The organism is Pseudomonas sp. PICF141, from assembly GCF_002286815.1.
GTDB lineage: Bacteria > Pseudomonadota > Gammaproteobacteria > Pseudomonadales > Pseudomonadaceae > Aquipseudomonas.
In genome coordinates, this window is record NZ_MUNM01000084.1 from 1 (window position 1) to 13,906 (window position 13,906).

A 13,906-nucleotide genomic window follows, 5' to 3' on the forward strand; every position below is an offset into this window, starting at 1 on the left:
CCCGCGGCAGGCGATGGAATTTCCATGCTCGCCTTGTCGGATTCCAGCGTGATCAGCGACTGATCAGCTGCGACGGTGTCGCCGACCTTGACCTGGATCTCGATGATCTGGGCCTTGCCCGACGAACCGATGTCCGGCACGTGCACTTGCTGAACGCTGGCAGCAGCAGGCGCTGCGGCTGGAGCGGCCGGTGCTTTGGCGGCAGCAGGCGCAGCTTCAGCCTTGGCAGCTGGCGCTGCGGCAGGCGCAGGGGCTGGCGCTGCGGCACCTTCGACTTCCAGCTCCAGCAGTTCGTCGCCCTCTTTCAGGCGATCGCCCAGTTTCACTTTCAGGCTCTTGATGATGCCGGCCTTTGGCGCAGGCACTTCCATGCTCGCCTTGTCCGACTCAAGTGTCAGGATGCTCTGATCGGCTTCGATACGGTCGCCGACCTTCACAAACAGTTCAATTACTTCACCTTCACCGCTGCCGATGTCAGGTACGCGAATGAGTTCGCTCACAGAGTGTCTCCTCAGCAGTCCAGTGGGTTGCGTTTTTCCGGGTTGATACCGAACTTGGCGATGGCTTCAGCCACCACTTTAGGCTCGATATCACCACGGTCAGCCAAGGCTTCCAGGGCTGCCAACACCACGAAATGACGGTCGACTTCGAAGAAGTGACGCAGCTTCTTGCGGCTGTCACTGCGGCCGAAACCATCGGTGCCCAGGACTTTGAATTCCTTGGACGGGACCCACTGACGAATTTGCTCTGCGAACAGCTTCATGTAGTCGGTAGAGGCAATGACCGGACCTTTACGGCCGTTCAGGCACTCTTCGACGTAGCTCAGTTTAGGCTTCTGGCCCGGGTGCAGACGGTTGCTGCGCTCGACGGCCAGGCCATCGCGACGCAGTTCGTTGAAGCTGGTAACGCTCCACACATCAGCGCCGACGTTGAACTGTTCACGCAGAATCTTCGCCGCTTCACGGACTTCACGCAGGATGGTGCCGGAGCCCATCAGCTGAACGTGGTGCGCCGCTTCGCGGGTGTCTTCCTCAAGCAGGTACATGCCTTTCTTGATGCCTTCTTCGGCACCGGCCGGCATGGCTGGCTGCTGGTAGGATTCGTTCATGACAGTGATGTAGTAGAAGACGTCCTGTTGCTCTTCGGTCATCTTCTTCATGCCGTCCTGGATGATCACCGCCAGCTCGTAGCCGTAGGTTGGATCGTAGGTGCGGCAGTTCGGGATGGTGGCAGCCAGGATGTGGCTGTGACCGTCTTCGTGTTGCAGGCCTTCGCCGTTCAGCGTGGTCCGGCCGGCGGTGCCGCCGATCAGGAAGCCACGGGTGCGGCTGTCGCCAGCGGCCCAGGCCAGGTCGCCGATACGCTGGAAGCCGAACATCGAGTAGAAGATGTAGAACGGCAGCATTGGCTGGTTGTGGCTGGAGTACGAAGTACCGGCAGCGATGAAGGAGCTCATGGCGCCCGCTTCGTTGATGCCTTCTTCAAGGATCTGACCTTTCTGGTCTTCCTTGTAGAACATCACCTGGTCTTTATCGACTGGCTCGTAGAGCTGGCCGACGGACGAGTAAATGCCCAACTGACGGAACATGCCTTCCATACCGAAGGTACGGGCTTCGTCCGGGATAATCGGGACGATGCGCGGACCGATTTCCTTGTCCTTGACCAGTTGCGCGAGGATCCGCACGAAGGCCATGGTGGTGGAAATTTCACGGTCGCCCGAGCCGTCCAGGATTGCCTTGAGGGTATCCAGGGGCGGGGTCGGAATGTTGAAGCTCTTGGCGCGACGCTGAGGCACGAAACCGCCCAGCGCGGAACGGCGCTCGCTCAGGTAACGGGCTTCGGCGCTGCCTTCTTCCGGTTTGAAGAACGGCAGGTTTTCGAGTTCGTCGTCTTTGACCGGGATATCGAAACGATCGCGGAACAACTTCAGGCTGTCGACATCGACTTTCTTGGTGTTGTGCGCAGTGTTTTTCGCTTCGCCGGCACCGGTGCCATAACCTTTGATGGTCTTGGCCAGGATGACGGTCGGTTGTTCTTTGTGGTTGACCGCTTCGTGGTACGCCGCGTAGACCTTGTACGGGTCGTGGCCGCCACGGTTGAGTTTCCAGATCTCGTCGTCGGACAAGTCTGCAACCATCGCCTTGAGTTCTGGCGAGTTGAAGAAGTGTTCACGCACGAAGGCGCCGTCTTTGGCTTTGTAGTTCTGGTACTCGCCGTCGATGACTTCGTCCATGCGGCGTTGCAGGATACCGTCGACGTCTTTGGCCAGCAGTGGGTCCCAGAAACGGCCCCAAATGACTTTGGTCACGTTCCACTGAGCACCGCGGAACACGCCTTCGAGTTCCTGGATGATCTTGCCGTTGCCGCGAACCGGGCCGTCGAGGCGCTGCAGGTTGCAGTTGATGACAAAGATCAGGTTGTCCAGCTTCTCGCGGCCGGCCAGGGAAATCGCGCCCAGGGATTCCGGCTCGTCGCACTCGCCGTCGCCCAGGAAGCACCAGACTTTCTGTTTGCCCGGCTGAATGAAGCCACGGTGTTCCAGGTACTTCATGAAGCGAGCCTGGTAGATCGCCTGGATCGGACCCAGCCCCATGGAGACGGTCGGGAACTGCCAGAAGTCAGGCATCAGCCAAGGGTGCGGGTAGGACGACAGGCCCTGACCGTCGACTTCCTGGCGGAAGTTGTTCATCTGGTCTTCGGTGATGCGGCCTTCCATGAATGCACGGGCGTAAACGCCTGGCGAGGTGTGGCCCTGGAAGTAGATCAGGTCGCCGCCGTGTTCATCGCTCGGAGCCTGGAAGAAGTAGTTGAAGCCGATGTCATACAGGGTCGCACTGGAAGCGAAGCTGGAGATGTGACCACCCAGGTCAGAATCTTTCAGGTTCGTACGCATTACCATGGCCATCGCGTTCCAGCGTACCAACGAGCGAATGCGGCGTTCCATGAACAGGTCGCCAGGCATGCGTGCTTCGTGGGTGACGGGGATCGTGTTGCGGTAAGGCGTGGTGATGGCGTAAGGGAGTTGCGAGCCGCTACGGGTCGCAAGTTCGCCCATACGGGTCATCAGATAGTGAGCACGGTCTTCGCCTTCTTTGTCGAGAACCGATTCCAGGGCGTCCAGCCATTCCTGGGTTTCGACGGGATCGAGGTCTTGCATGGCTTGCTCCAGGGCGGAAAGGCTTCCAGAATCGGTTGCCTGAGTTTGCGACTGGCCTTGTGGGCAGACGATATAAATTCTTGGATTGCCGAGAGGTTGTTCCGGCGGCGTGTAGTTTTACTACAAATCATCGGGCATTTCAGCCTTTCGAATGTATAGACGAGTAGTAAAACTACAGAAGATCGGCTTGTGGCCTCCGGCTGCGTTGTGAGAATAATCGTTAAGGTTGGTCTTTTGCCAACCAAAAAAGGTGAAGGCTTGATGATCGCTGCCAAAAATAAACAAATTTCAGCTATTTCTAACCTTTGTTCGACAGTCAGTCAGGTAGCGCATTTTCAAGAATCACTACATGCAGCCCCTCGCACGCCGATCAAGGATAGACCATGAGCCTCCCTTCGCTTGCCGAACTGCCCGGCGGACTTCTGCCTTTTGTCACCCGTGCCGAGCAGTCGTTCCGTACGGCCGTCGCGCTTTTTCCCGACGATCATGGCCTGTCGGCCTGGACGCCTGAACGCTGGGTGCAATTCGCCCGCGTTACCGCGGCCAGCGACTTTGTCATCGAGCAGAGTCTGCGTGACCCATTGATGTTGCTGGAACTGGTGCAGTCCGGGGAGCTGGACCGTGTCTTTGCGCCCGGCGAGTTGTGCGCACAGATTGCGACGGCGGTGAGTACTGCCGAAACCGACGAGCAGCTTGGCCGCGCCTTGCGTCGCCAACGCGCACGCCAGCAAGTGCGGATCATCTGGCGCGACCTCACCCGCCAGGCTGATCTGATCCAGACCTGCCGCGACCTCTCGGACATGGCCGATGCCAGTATCGATCAGGCCTATCAGTGGTTGTATCAGCGCCATTGCCAGCAATTCGGCACGCCTACCGGGCGGCGCAGCGGCGAGCCGCAGCAGATGGTCATCCTTGGCATGGGCAAGCTCGGCGCCGTGGAGCTGAACCTGTCATCGGACATCGACCTGATCTTCGCCTACCCCGAGGGCGGTGAAACCGTCGGTGTGAAGCGGTCGCTGGATAACCAGGAATTTTTCATTCGTCTCGGCCAGCGTCTGATCAAGGCCCTGGACCCGATGACCGTCGACGGTTTCGTGTTCCGCGTCGACATGCGTTTGCGGCCGTATGGTTCGTCCGGCGCTTTGGTGTTGAGCTTCAATGCGCTGGAACAGTATTACCAGGATCAGGGCCGCGACTGGGAACGCTACGCGATGATCAAATCACGCGTGGTGGCCGGCGATCAGGTGGCAGGGGCGCAATTGCAAGAGATGCTGCGTCCGTTCGTTTACCGGCGCTACCTGGACTTCTCGGCCATCGAAGCGCTGCGCACCATGAAGCAGTTGATCCAGCAGGAAGTTCGGCGCAAGGGCATGGCCGACAACATCAAGCTGGGTTCCGGCGGCATTCGTGAAGTCGAATTCATCGCCCAGGCCTTCCAGCTGATTCACGGTGGCCGCGACCTGAGCCTGCAGCAGCGTCCTCTATTAAAAGTACTGAGCACCCTCGAAGGTCAGGGTTACCTGCCGCCAGCGGTGGTCAGCGAGTTGCGCGAAGCCTACGAATTTCTGCGTTACACCGAGCATGCGATCCAGGCAATTGCCGACCGCCAGACCCAGATGCTCCCGGATAGCGAACAGGACAAGGCGCGCATTGCCTTTATGCTCGGGTTTGCCAACTGGACGGCGTTCCACGAACAGCTGATGTACTGGCGTGGCCGAGTGGCCTGGCACTTTGCTCAGGTGATTGCCGATCCTGATGAAGAGCACGGTGCCGAGAGTGAAGTGGTGGTCGGCGGCGAATGGCTGCCGCTGTGGGAAGAGGCCCAAGACGAGGAAGCCGCGTGCCGTCAGCTGGAGGAGGGCGGTTTTGCCGATGCCCCCAAGGCGCTGAAAGCCTTGGCCAGTCTGCGCGGCAGCCCGCAATTACGCGCCATGCAGCGTCTGGGGCGCGAGCGCCTCGACGCTTTTATTCCGCGCTTGCTGGCTCAGGCGGTGGAACATGCCAATCCTGATCTGGTGCTGGAGCGGGTGCTGCCACTGGTGGAGGCCGTGGCGCGTCGTTCCGCCTATCTGGTGTTGTTGACCGAGAACCCCGGAGCCCTGCGCCGCTTGCTGACGCTGTGCGCCGCGAGTCCGTGGATTGCCGAGCAGATCACGCGCTTCCCGCTGCTGCTCGACGAATTGCTTAACGAAGGCCGGTTGTTCAAGCCGCCACTGGCGCCGGAATTGGCCGCCGAATTGCGCGAGCGTCTGACGCGGATTCCCGAAGACGATCTCGAACAACAAATGGAAGCCCTGCGACATTTCAAACTGGCGCACCGCTTGCGCGTCGCCGCCTCGGAAATCGCCGGCAGCCTGCCCTTGATGAAAGTCAGTGATTACCTGACCTGGCTTGCCGAAGCGATCCTCGAACAAGTGCTGGCCCTGGCCTGGCGCCAGACCGTGGCCAAGTACGGTACGCCGCTGCGCACAGACGGCAGCTTGTGCGACCCTGGTTTCATTATTGTCGGTTACGGGAAAGTCGGCGGTCTGGAGCTGGGGCATAGTTCGGACCTGGATCTGGTGTTCATCCACGACGGCGATCCGCAGGCCGAAACCGATGGGCCGAAGCCTATCGATGGCGCACAGTTTTTTACCCGGCTCGGGCAGCGCATCATTCATTTGCTGACGGCGCAGACCAACTCCGGTCAGCTGTATGAAGTGGACATGCGCCTGCGGCCGTCCGGTGCCTCCGGTTTGCTGGTAAGTTCCCTGGGGGCGTTTGCCCGGTATCAGGAGAACGAAGCCTGGACCTGGGAGCACCAGGCGCTGGTACGGGCGCGGGTGCTGGTGGGCAGTCAGGATGTTGGCCAGGCATTCGAGAAGGTTCGCGCGGCGGTATTGGCCAAGCCGCGTGACTTGCCGACCTTGCGCCAGGAGGTCAGCGAGATGCGCGCCAAGATGCGCGATAACCTTGGCAGCAAGAGCACGGCGGCGGGTATGGCGGCAAATGCCTTCGAGGCCACGGCGCCGTTCGATCTCAAGCAGGATGCCGGAGGTATCGTCGATATTGAATTTATGGTGCAATACGCGGCTCTGGCATGGTCTGAGACGCATCCGTCATTGCTGCGCTATACCGACAATATCCGCATTCTGGAAGGGTTGGAGGAGGTCGGGCTGATGCCCGCCGAAGACGCCAGCCTGTTGCGTGAAGCCTATAAGGCCTACCGCTCCGCCGCTCACCGGGAAGCCTTGCAGAAGGACTCCGGCGTCATACCCGGCGATCAGTTCGTGGATGAACGACGCCAGGTCATGCGAATCTGGCGCGAGCTCGGGTTAAGCTGAGCAACGAAATTGTGGATGCGGGCTTTTGTGGCAAGGGAGCTTGCTGTGGGAGCTTCTGTGGCGAGGGGGCTTGCCCCCGTTCGACTGCGGAGCAGTCGCAGAGCGGTACACTCGATAGTAGGTGTAAGTGGTCGAAGATTTTGGGAGTGCTCCGCACTCCAACGGGGGCAAGCCCCCTCGCCACATTAACAGTCAGCCCGAAAGATTTGCTGGCTAAGCTGTACCGCACTGGATGTGCACAAAATTGATCCGACGAGCCCCAATCGGCTCGTCCAAATGACCTGACGGTTCACCCCCGAAGGTGCTGGATTCTCGAGGCGGGGAGGCGTATGCCTCCCCGGCTCGTTTTTGGAAACCACATGAAAATTCTGATCGTTGGGCCCAGTTGGGTCGGTGACATGGTGATGGCGCAGACACTTTTTCAGTGTCTCAAACAACGCCACCCGCAATGCGAAATCGACGTGCTGGCCCCCGAGTGGAGCCGACCGATTCTCGAACGTATGCCTGAAGTACGCCAGGCCTTGAGCTTCCCGCTCGGCCACGGCGTGCTGGAACTGGCGACGCGTCGGCGCATTGGTAAATCCCTGGCCGGCCAGTACGACCAGGCCATCCTGCTACCCAACTCCCTGAAGTCGGCGCTGGTGCCATTTTTCGCCGGTATCCCGAAACGCACCGGCTGGCGTGGCGAGTTGCGCTACGGCCTGCTCAATGACGTGCGCACGCTCGACAAAGAACATTATCCGCTGATGATCGAGCGCTTCATGGCCCTGGCCTTCGAGCCTGGTGTCGAGTTGCCGAAACCGTATCCACGGCCGAGCCTGCGGATCGACCCGGTGACCCGCGACGGTGCACTGGCCAAGTTCGGTCTGGCCCTCGACCGTCCGGTGTTGGCGCTGTGTCCCGGTGCCGAGTTTGGCGAGTCCAAGCGCTGGCCGTCCGAGCACTATGCCAAGGTCGCCGAAGCGAAGATCCGGGAAGGCTGGCAGGTCTGGCTGTTCGGTTCGAAAAACGATCACGCGGTGGGCGAAGACATCCGCGCGCGGCTGATTCCCGGTCTTCGTGAAGAATCGGTGAACCTCAGTGGTGGCACGTCTTTGGCCGAGGCCATCGATCTGTTGTCTTGCGCTGATGCGGTGGTCTCCAACGACTCCGGCCTGATGCACGTGGCTGCCGCGCTGAACCGCCCTTTGGTGGCGGTGTACGGCTCGACTTCGCCGGGTTTCACGCCACCGTTGGCCGAGCACGTCGAGATCGTGCGCCTGGGCATCGAATGCAGTCCGTGCTTCGATCGCACCTGCCGTTTCGGTCATTACAATTGCTTGCGCCAACTCATGCCCAAAGCGGTGAACGAAGCCTTGCAGCGGTTGCTGGGCACTGTGGTCGAGGTCAAATAGTTTGCGGGTACTGTTGATCAAGACTTCTTCGCTGGGCGATGTGATTCACGCGTTGCCAGCGTTGACCGACGCGGCGCGGGCGATCCCCGGCATCACGTTCGACTGGGTGGTGGAAGAAGGCTTTGCCGAGATTCCGACCTGGCACCCGGCTGTGGGCAAGGTGATTCCCGTGGCGATCCGTCGCTGGCGCAAGAACATCTGGCAGACCATCAAGAGTGGCGAGTGGAAGCGCTTCAAGCAAAGCATTCGCGCGACCCAATATGACTTGGTGATCGATGCCCAGGGCTTGTTGAAAAGCGCGTTGCTGACTCGCTACGCCAAAGCGCCAGTGGCCGGGCTGGACAAAAACTCGGCCCGCGAACCGATCGCCGCGCGCTTCTATTCCCGACGTCTGGCCGTGGCCCGTGGGCAGCATGCGGTAGAACGAGTGCGCCAGCTGTTCGCGGTGGCACTTGGTTACGATCTGCCTAAGGGACTGGGCGACTATGGCCTGAACGTCGAACGACTGGTGGAATTGCCGCGCAAGAATCCGTACGTGGTGTTTCTCCATGGCACCACCTGGGACACCAAGCACTGGCCCGAAGCCTATTGGCGCGAGTTGGCCGAGCGGGTGGGTTACCTTGGCGTAGCGGTCAAGCTGCCGTGGGGTAATCCGGTCGAAAAGGCCCGCGCCGAGCGCATCGCCAAAGACATGCGGCACGTCGAAGTACTGCCCAAACTGAACCTGGCGGGGGTGGGCAAAGTTTTGGCCGGAGCGCAAGCCTGCGTCGCGGTGGACACCGGTCTGGGTCACCTCGCGGCGGCGCTGGACGTGCCAACCCTGTCGCTGTTCGGCCCGACCAATCCGGGCCTGACCGGCGCGTACGGCAAGGCGCAGATTCACATCGCCAGCGACTTCCCCTGCGCACCGTGCCTGCAAAAGAAATGCACCTATCAACCGACGGCCGACGATGCCCGTCGGTTCGACCTGAAACGCGAATGGCCCCTGTGCTTCACGCGTCTGAATCCCGAGCGTGTCGCGAGCCGACTGAGCACGTTGTTACTGGCTGAGGAGCTGCGCTGATGCAATTGGCATTTGTCTTGTACAAATATTTTCCGTTCGGGGGCTTGCAGCGCGACTTCATGCGCATCGCCCTGGAGTGTCAGCAACGTGGCCATCAGATTCGTGTCTATACGCTGATCTGGGAGGGCGACATTCCTCCTGGTTTCGAAGTGCTGGTGGCGCCGGTCAAGGCGTTCTTCAATCATCGGCGCAACGAAAAACTCACCGAGTGGATGGAGGCCGATCTGGCCAGGCGTCCGGTGGACCGCCTGATCGGTTTCAACAAAATGCCGGGCCTGGATGTCTACTACGCCGCCGACGGCTGCTTCGAGGACAAAGCGCAAAACCTGCGCAATTCGCTGTACCGTCGCTGGGGCCGCTACCGGCACTTCGCCGAGTATGAGCGCGCGGTGTTCGCCAAGGACGCCAAAACCGAAGTGCTGATGATTTCCGAAGTCCAGCAGCCGCTGTTCGTCAAGCATTACGACACGCCGCTTGCGCGTTTCCATTTACTGCCGCCGGGTATTGCTCTGGACCGTCGCGCACCGGCCAATGCCGCCGAGATCCGTGCGGGGTTTCGTCGCGAGTTCAACCTGAAAGAGGATGAACTGCTGCTGGTGCAAATCGGCTCCGGGTTCAAGACCAAAGGCGTGGACCGCAGCCTCAAGGCGCTGGCCGCCTTGCCCGTCGAGCTGAAAAAGCGTACCCGACTGTTTGTAATCGGCCAGGACGACCCCAAAGTATTCCAGTTGCAGAGCACCACACTGGGGCTCGGCGACAACGTGCAGTTCCTCAAGGGCCGCAGCGATATCCCGCGTTTCCTGCTCGGTGCCGATCTGTTGATCCATCCGGCGTACAACGAAAACACCGGGACGGTGCTGCTTGAAGCGGTGGTCGCCGGCTTGCCGGTGCTGGTGAGCGCGGTGTGCGGCTATGCCCATTACATCGCCGAGGCCGATGCCGGCCTGGTGCTGGACGAACCCTTCGAGCAAGCACAACTGACCCAATATCTGACCGGCATGTTGAATGACGCAAATGCACGGGCGGCCTGGAGCCGCAACGGTCTGGCTTTCGCCGAGACGGCCGACCTCTACAGCATGCCGCAGCACGCGGCCGATGTGATTCTGGCGGAGCACGCTTAATGAAGTTGATGCTGGCTGAACCGTTCAAGAGCCTCTGGGCCGGACGCGATCCGTTCGCCGAAGTCGAGGGCCTCAAGGGCGAGGTGTACCGCGAGCTTGAAGCGCGCCGGACACTGCGTACCGAAGTGGACGGTCACGGGTTCTTCGTGAAAATCCACCGTGGCATCGGCTGGGGCGAGATTTTCAAAAACCTGCTGACCGCCAAACTTCCAGTGCTTGGTGCAGGCCAGGAATGGAAGGCCATTCAGCGCCTGCAAGAAGTCGGCGTGCCGACCATGACCGCTGTCGCTTACGGCGAAAAAGGCAGCAATCCGGCAGACCAGCATTCGTTCATCGTCACGCAAGAGCTGGCGCCCACTGTCAGCCTCGAAGATTTCAGCATCGACTGGGTCAAGCAACCACCCGAGCCAAAACTCAAGCGCGCCTTGATCGCCGAAGTCGCGCGCATGACCGGCATGATGCACCGCGCCGGGGTTAACCACCGCGACTGCTACATCTGTCACTTCCTGCTGCACACCGATAAACCCGTGACAGCCGATGACTTCAAGCTGTCGGTGATCGATCTGCACCGTGCCCAGACGCGTCCGACGATTACCCGACGCTGGCGTGACAAGGACCTGGCGGCGCTGTATTTTTCGGCGCTCGACATTGGCCTGACCCGTCGCGACAAACTGCGTTTCCTCAAGGGTTACTTCCAGCAGCCATTACGCCAGATCCTGGCTGAAGAAGCACAATTGCTGGCATGGCTCGAGGGCAAGGCCGGTAAGCTCTATGAGCGTAAACAGCGGTATGGGGATGCGCTCTGATGTCGGGTTGGACCCTGGAACCTGCTTACAGCGATCTGGCAGAAGACTTCGGCAATCTTGACGCGGTGTTCGCGCTCAAGGGCGAGCGACTGACCCGCGATCCGCTGTCCGAGGTCATTCGCGTCCAGCGCAATGGCGTCAACTATTACGTCAAGCGTTACGTCGGCGCTGGCAAAGGCCTGCGCCGTTACCTGGGTAAACCACGGGTGAAGGCCGAGTGGCAGAACCTCAAGCGTTTTGCCAAATGGGGTATTCCCACCGCCGAAGTAGTGGCCTGGGGGCTGGAGCGACGCGGCGTGGCATACAACCGTGGGGCGATGATCACCCGCGAACTGCCAAATACCGAAGCTCTATCGGCCCTGGCTGACCGACATGACCCGAAACTGGCGGACCGCGCCTGGGTGGATAGCATCAGCCGGCAGCTGGCGGGCTATACCCGGACCATGCACCATCATCGTTTCACCCACAATGATTTGAAATGGCGCAACCTGCTGATCGACGATGAGGCGCGGCTGTTTCTGATCGATTGCCCCAACGGTGACTTCTGGCGCGGCTTCTGGCTCAAGTACCGGATCACCAAAGACCTGGCGTGTCTGGACAAGGTGGCCAAATATCATCTGTCCGCCACCCAGCGTCTGCGCTTCTATCTGCAATACCGCCAAAGCACCCGGCTCGATGCCGCCGACAAACAACGGATCAGGCACGTGGTGAGATTTTTCGAGGGACGCGAATGACTGATTTCCTGGCTGCTGAAGACCGTGCGCTGCTTGAGCGTCATGGCCTTGGCACCTTCGACGCACTCTGGGCCAAACAGCTCGAGGCGGTGGATGAGCCCAATACCGTCGGTGGTGGCTGGAGCAGTGTATTTCGGCTAGAGCTGGAAGGTCATGGTTACTACCTCAAGCGCCAGTGCAATTACCTGACGCGTACATTGCATTCTCCCTTTGGCGAGCCAAGTTTTGCCCGTGAGTTTCGCACCATCAGGCGTTATCAGAAACTGGGTATTCCGGCGTTGCAGGCGGCGTTCTTCGGTGAGCGCAAAGTCGGCGGCGAAGTCCGGGCGATTCTGCTGACCCGTGCGCTGGACGGTTGGGATGATCTGGATTCACTGTTGCAGCGCTGGTCCGACCTGAGCGCGGCACAGCGCACGGCAATTCTGAAAGCCTGTGGGCAACTGGCGCGTCGCCTGCATGAGATGCGTCAACTGCATGGATGCTTCTATCCCAAGCATATTTTTCTCCAGGCCACCGGTGACGGTTACCAGGCTCAGTTGATCGACCTGGAAAAAACCCGGCCATTGCTGTTTGGCCAACGTGATCGGGTCAAGGACCTGGAGCCGTTGCTGCGTCGGGCGTCGGAATGGAGCGAAAGTCAGCTGCGCGAGTTGTTGGCGGCTTATCTGGATCAGCCCTTGAACAGTTCGCTGGTGGACAGTTGGGTATCGCGCCTGAGTGCGCGGCGCAGTCACAAGGAGGCGCGCTGATGCGTTTGTCCGAACTGAAACACGCGGGCCGCAGCCCGAGCCTGCCTCTAAGCATTCCACTGGCCGATGCCGCAGGGGTTGCAGAGTTGCAATTGCTAAGCCTGCTGCGGGTGTTGCCCGGGCAGCGCTATGTGGGTGCCGGCATATGGCGCGGCCGGCCGGTGCTGGCCAAGTTGCTGGTCGGCAATAAAGCGGCACGGCATTTTCAGCGTGAACTGGACGGCGTGCGTTTGCTTGCCGGCCAGGGATTGACCACGCCATTGTTATTGGCTGATGGCCTGAAGCACGGCGAGGGCGGCTGGCTGCTGTTCGATTTCCTTGAGGGCGCCGAGAGCCTGGGGGATGCCTGGAAACAGGTCGAACACTTGCCAGTGCTGGCGGATGAACAATCAGCCGTGCTGGCCGAGGCGCTGGGGGCGATCGCGCATCTGCACAGCAAGGGGTTGTGGCAGGAAGATTTGCATCTGGACAACTTGCTGCGCCATGGCGGTCAGTTGTATTTGATCGATGGCGCCGGCATCTGTGCCGAGACGCCTGGCAAGCCACTGTCGCAACACAAAGTCTTGGAAAATCTCGGGGTATTTTTCGCTCAGTTGCCCAAGTCACTGGAGCCTTTTACCGAAGAGTTGCTGGTGTATTACTTGTTGGCAAACGGCGAGCATGCCTTACCCATGGAAGCGCTGCAGAAGCAGATCGACAAGGTCCGTCGCTGGCGTTTGAAGGATTTCCTGATCAAGGTCGGCCGCGAATGCACGCTGTTCTGCGTCCAGCGCGGGGCGTTTGGCTTGCGGGCGATTCGCCGTGAAGAAGAGGCGGCGATGTTGCCGGTGCTGGAGCAGGCCGATGCCTTGCTCGATCAAGGCCATCTGTACAAGACCGGCGGCGCCGCGAGCGTCGGCAAGGTCGAAGTGGCGGGTCGCACATTGCTGGTCAAACGCTACAACATCAAGGGCTTTGCCCATTGGCTCAAACGTTTCTGGCGCCCGAGCCGCGCCTGGCATTCATGGCGTGAAGGCAATCGCCTGGCATTCCTGGGCATCGCCACGCCCAAGCCACTGGCGTTGTGGGAGAAGCGTTTTCTGTGGTTGCGCGGTCGGGCGTATCTGGTGACCGAGTATTTGCCTGGACCGGACATCATCGAGCGGTTTGCGCCATACGTGGAGAGCGGCGAAGCGCCGCAAGCCGAGCTTCAGGCTCTGGATCACCTGTTCGCCGAACTGATTCGCGAGCGCATCAGCCATGGCGATTTCAAGGGCCATAACCTGTTCTGGCAGCAGGATCGCTGGGCGCTGATCGACCTGGATTCGATGTGTCAGCATAACTCGCTCAGTAGCTTTGCTGCGGCGTATGCGCGGGATCGGGCGCGGTTCATGCGCAATTGGCCTGAAAACAGTGCGCTGTACCAAGTGATTGATCAGCGTTTGCCCAAAGATATTTCCAGCGCTACTTGAGTCGGGTCTTTGACCCGTCGCGGGCAAGCCCGCGATGGCGACAGATCAGTCTGCCGAGATCTAGAGGACAAGTTCTTATGAACCGTCCTACATGATCTACAGATCCCG

10 protein-coding genes are annotated in these 13,906 nt (G+C 60.1%); 8 read left to right on the top strand and 2 right to left on the bottom strand.

Annotated features, from left to right (window positions below; all coding sequences use genetic code 11):
- Together BZL43_RS24875 and aceE are read right to left on the bottom strand one after the other, a co-directional pair.
- Positions 1-500, bottom strand: a 500-nt coding sequence (locus BZL43_RS24875) for a biotin/lipoyl-containing protein (RefSeq protein ID WP_305884088.1), incomplete at its 3' end; no start/stop codon positions are given.
- A gap of 11 nt (positions 501-511) precedes the next feature.
- Positions 512-3,157: a pyruvate dehydrogenase (acetyl-transferring), homodimeric type gene (gene aceE, locus BZL43_RS24880; RefSeq protein WP_095634731.1), complete on the bottom strand. Its 2,646-nt coding sequence runs from the start codon at positions 3,155-3,157 to the stop codon at positions 512-514.
- 383 nt (positions 3,158-3,540) lie between these two features.
- On the opposite strand from aceE, the gene glnE reads away from it, so the two are divergent.
- From glnE to BZL43_RS24920, 8 genes are all read left to right on the top strand, one after another.
- Complete coding sequence (gene glnE / locus BZL43_RS24885; RefSeq protein WP_095634732.1) at positions 3,541-6,480, top strand: bifunctional [glutamate--ammonia ligase]-adenylyl-L-tyrosine phosphorylase/[glutamate--ammonia-ligase] adenylyltransferase; 2,940 nt, start codon at positions 3,541-3,543, stop codon at positions 6,478-6,480.
- A 359-nt stretch (positions 6,481-6,839) separates the two neighbouring features.
- Positions 6,840-7,874: a lipopolysaccharide heptosyltransferase II gene (gene waaF / locus BZL43_RS24890; RefSeq protein ID WP_095634733.1), complete on the top strand. Its 1,035-nt coding sequence runs from the start codon at positions 6,840-6,842 to the stop codon at positions 7,872-7,874.
- A gap of 1 nt (position 7,875) precedes the next feature.
- Positions 7,876-8,937, top strand: coding sequence for a lipopolysaccharide heptosyltransferase I (waaC, locus tag BZL43_RS24895; protein ID WP_095634734.1), 1,062 nt, complete (start codon positions 7,876-7,878; stop codon positions 8,935-8,937).
- Positions 8,937-10,058 carry a glycosyltransferase family 4 protein gene (locus tag BZL43_RS24900; protein ID WP_095634735.1) on the top strand — a complete coding sequence of 374 codons (1,122 nt, stop codon included), beginning with the start codon at positions 8,937-8,939 and terminating at the stop codon, positions 10,056-10,058. Before waaC ends, BZL43_RS24900 begins: the two co-directional genes overlap by 1 nt.
- Positions 10,058-10,864, top strand: a complete 807-nt coding sequence (gene rfaP, locus BZL43_RS24905) for a lipopolysaccharide core heptose(I) kinase RfaP (protein ID WP_095634736.1) — start codon at positions 10,058-10,060, stop codon at positions 10,862-10,864. The genes BZL43_RS24900 and rfaP overlap by 1 nt, the downstream gene beginning before the upstream one ends.
- Positions 10,864-11,598, top strand: a complete 735-nt coding sequence (locus BZL43_RS24910; protein WP_095634737.1) for a lipopolysaccharide kinase InaA family protein — start codon at positions 10,864-10,866, stop codon at positions 11,596-11,598. The genes rfaP and BZL43_RS24910 overlap by 1 nt, the downstream gene beginning before the upstream one ends.
- Positions 11,595-12,347 carry a lipopolysaccharide kinase InaA family protein gene (locus BZL43_RS24915; RefSeq protein WP_095634738.1) on the top strand — a complete coding sequence of 251 codons (753 nt, stop codon included), beginning with the start codon at positions 11,595-11,597 and terminating at the stop codon, positions 12,345-12,347. Before BZL43_RS24910 ends, BZL43_RS24915 begins: the two co-directional genes overlap by 4 nt.
- A complete protein-coding gene (locus BZL43_RS24920; protein WP_095634739.1) occupies positions 12,347-13,798 on the top strand; it encodes a lipopolysaccharide kinase InaA family protein in 1,452 nt (483 codons plus the stop codon). Before BZL43_RS24915 ends, BZL43_RS24920 begins: the two co-directional genes overlap by 1 nt.
- Positions 13,799-13,906: the final 108 nt, after the last annotated feature.

Coding starts and splice junctions, on each gene's coding strand:
- waaF (WP_095634733.1), top strand. CDS start 6,840: ATGAAAATTCTGATCGTTGGGCCCAGTTGGGTCGGTGACATGGTGATG.
- BZL43_RS24900 (WP_095634735.1), top strand. CDS start 8,937: ATGCAATTGGCATTTGTCTTGTACAAATATTTTCCGTTCGGGGGCTTG.
- aceE (WP_095634731.1), bottom strand. CDS start 3,157: ATGCAAGACCTCGATCCCGTCGAAACCCAGGAATGGCTGGACGCCCTG.
- BZL43_RS24920 (WP_095634739.1), top strand. CDS start 12,347: ATGCGTTTGTCCGAACTGAAACACGCGGGCCGCAGCCCGAGCCTGCCT.
- BZL43_RS24910 (WP_095634737.1), top strand. CDS start 10,864: ATGTCGGGTTGGACCCTGGAACCTGCTTACAGCGATCTGGCAGAAGAC.
- glnE (WP_095634732.1), top strand. CDS start 3,541: ATGAGCCTCCCTTCGCTTGCCGAACTGCCCGGCGGACTTCTGCCTTTT.
- BZL43_RS24915 (WP_095634738.1), top strand. CDS start 11,595: ATGACTGATTTCCTGGCTGCTGAAGACCGTGCGCTGCTTGAGCGTCAT.
- rfaP (WP_095634736.1), top strand. CDS start 10,058: ATGAAGTTGATGCTGGCTGAACCGTTCAAGAGCCTCTGGGCCGGACGC.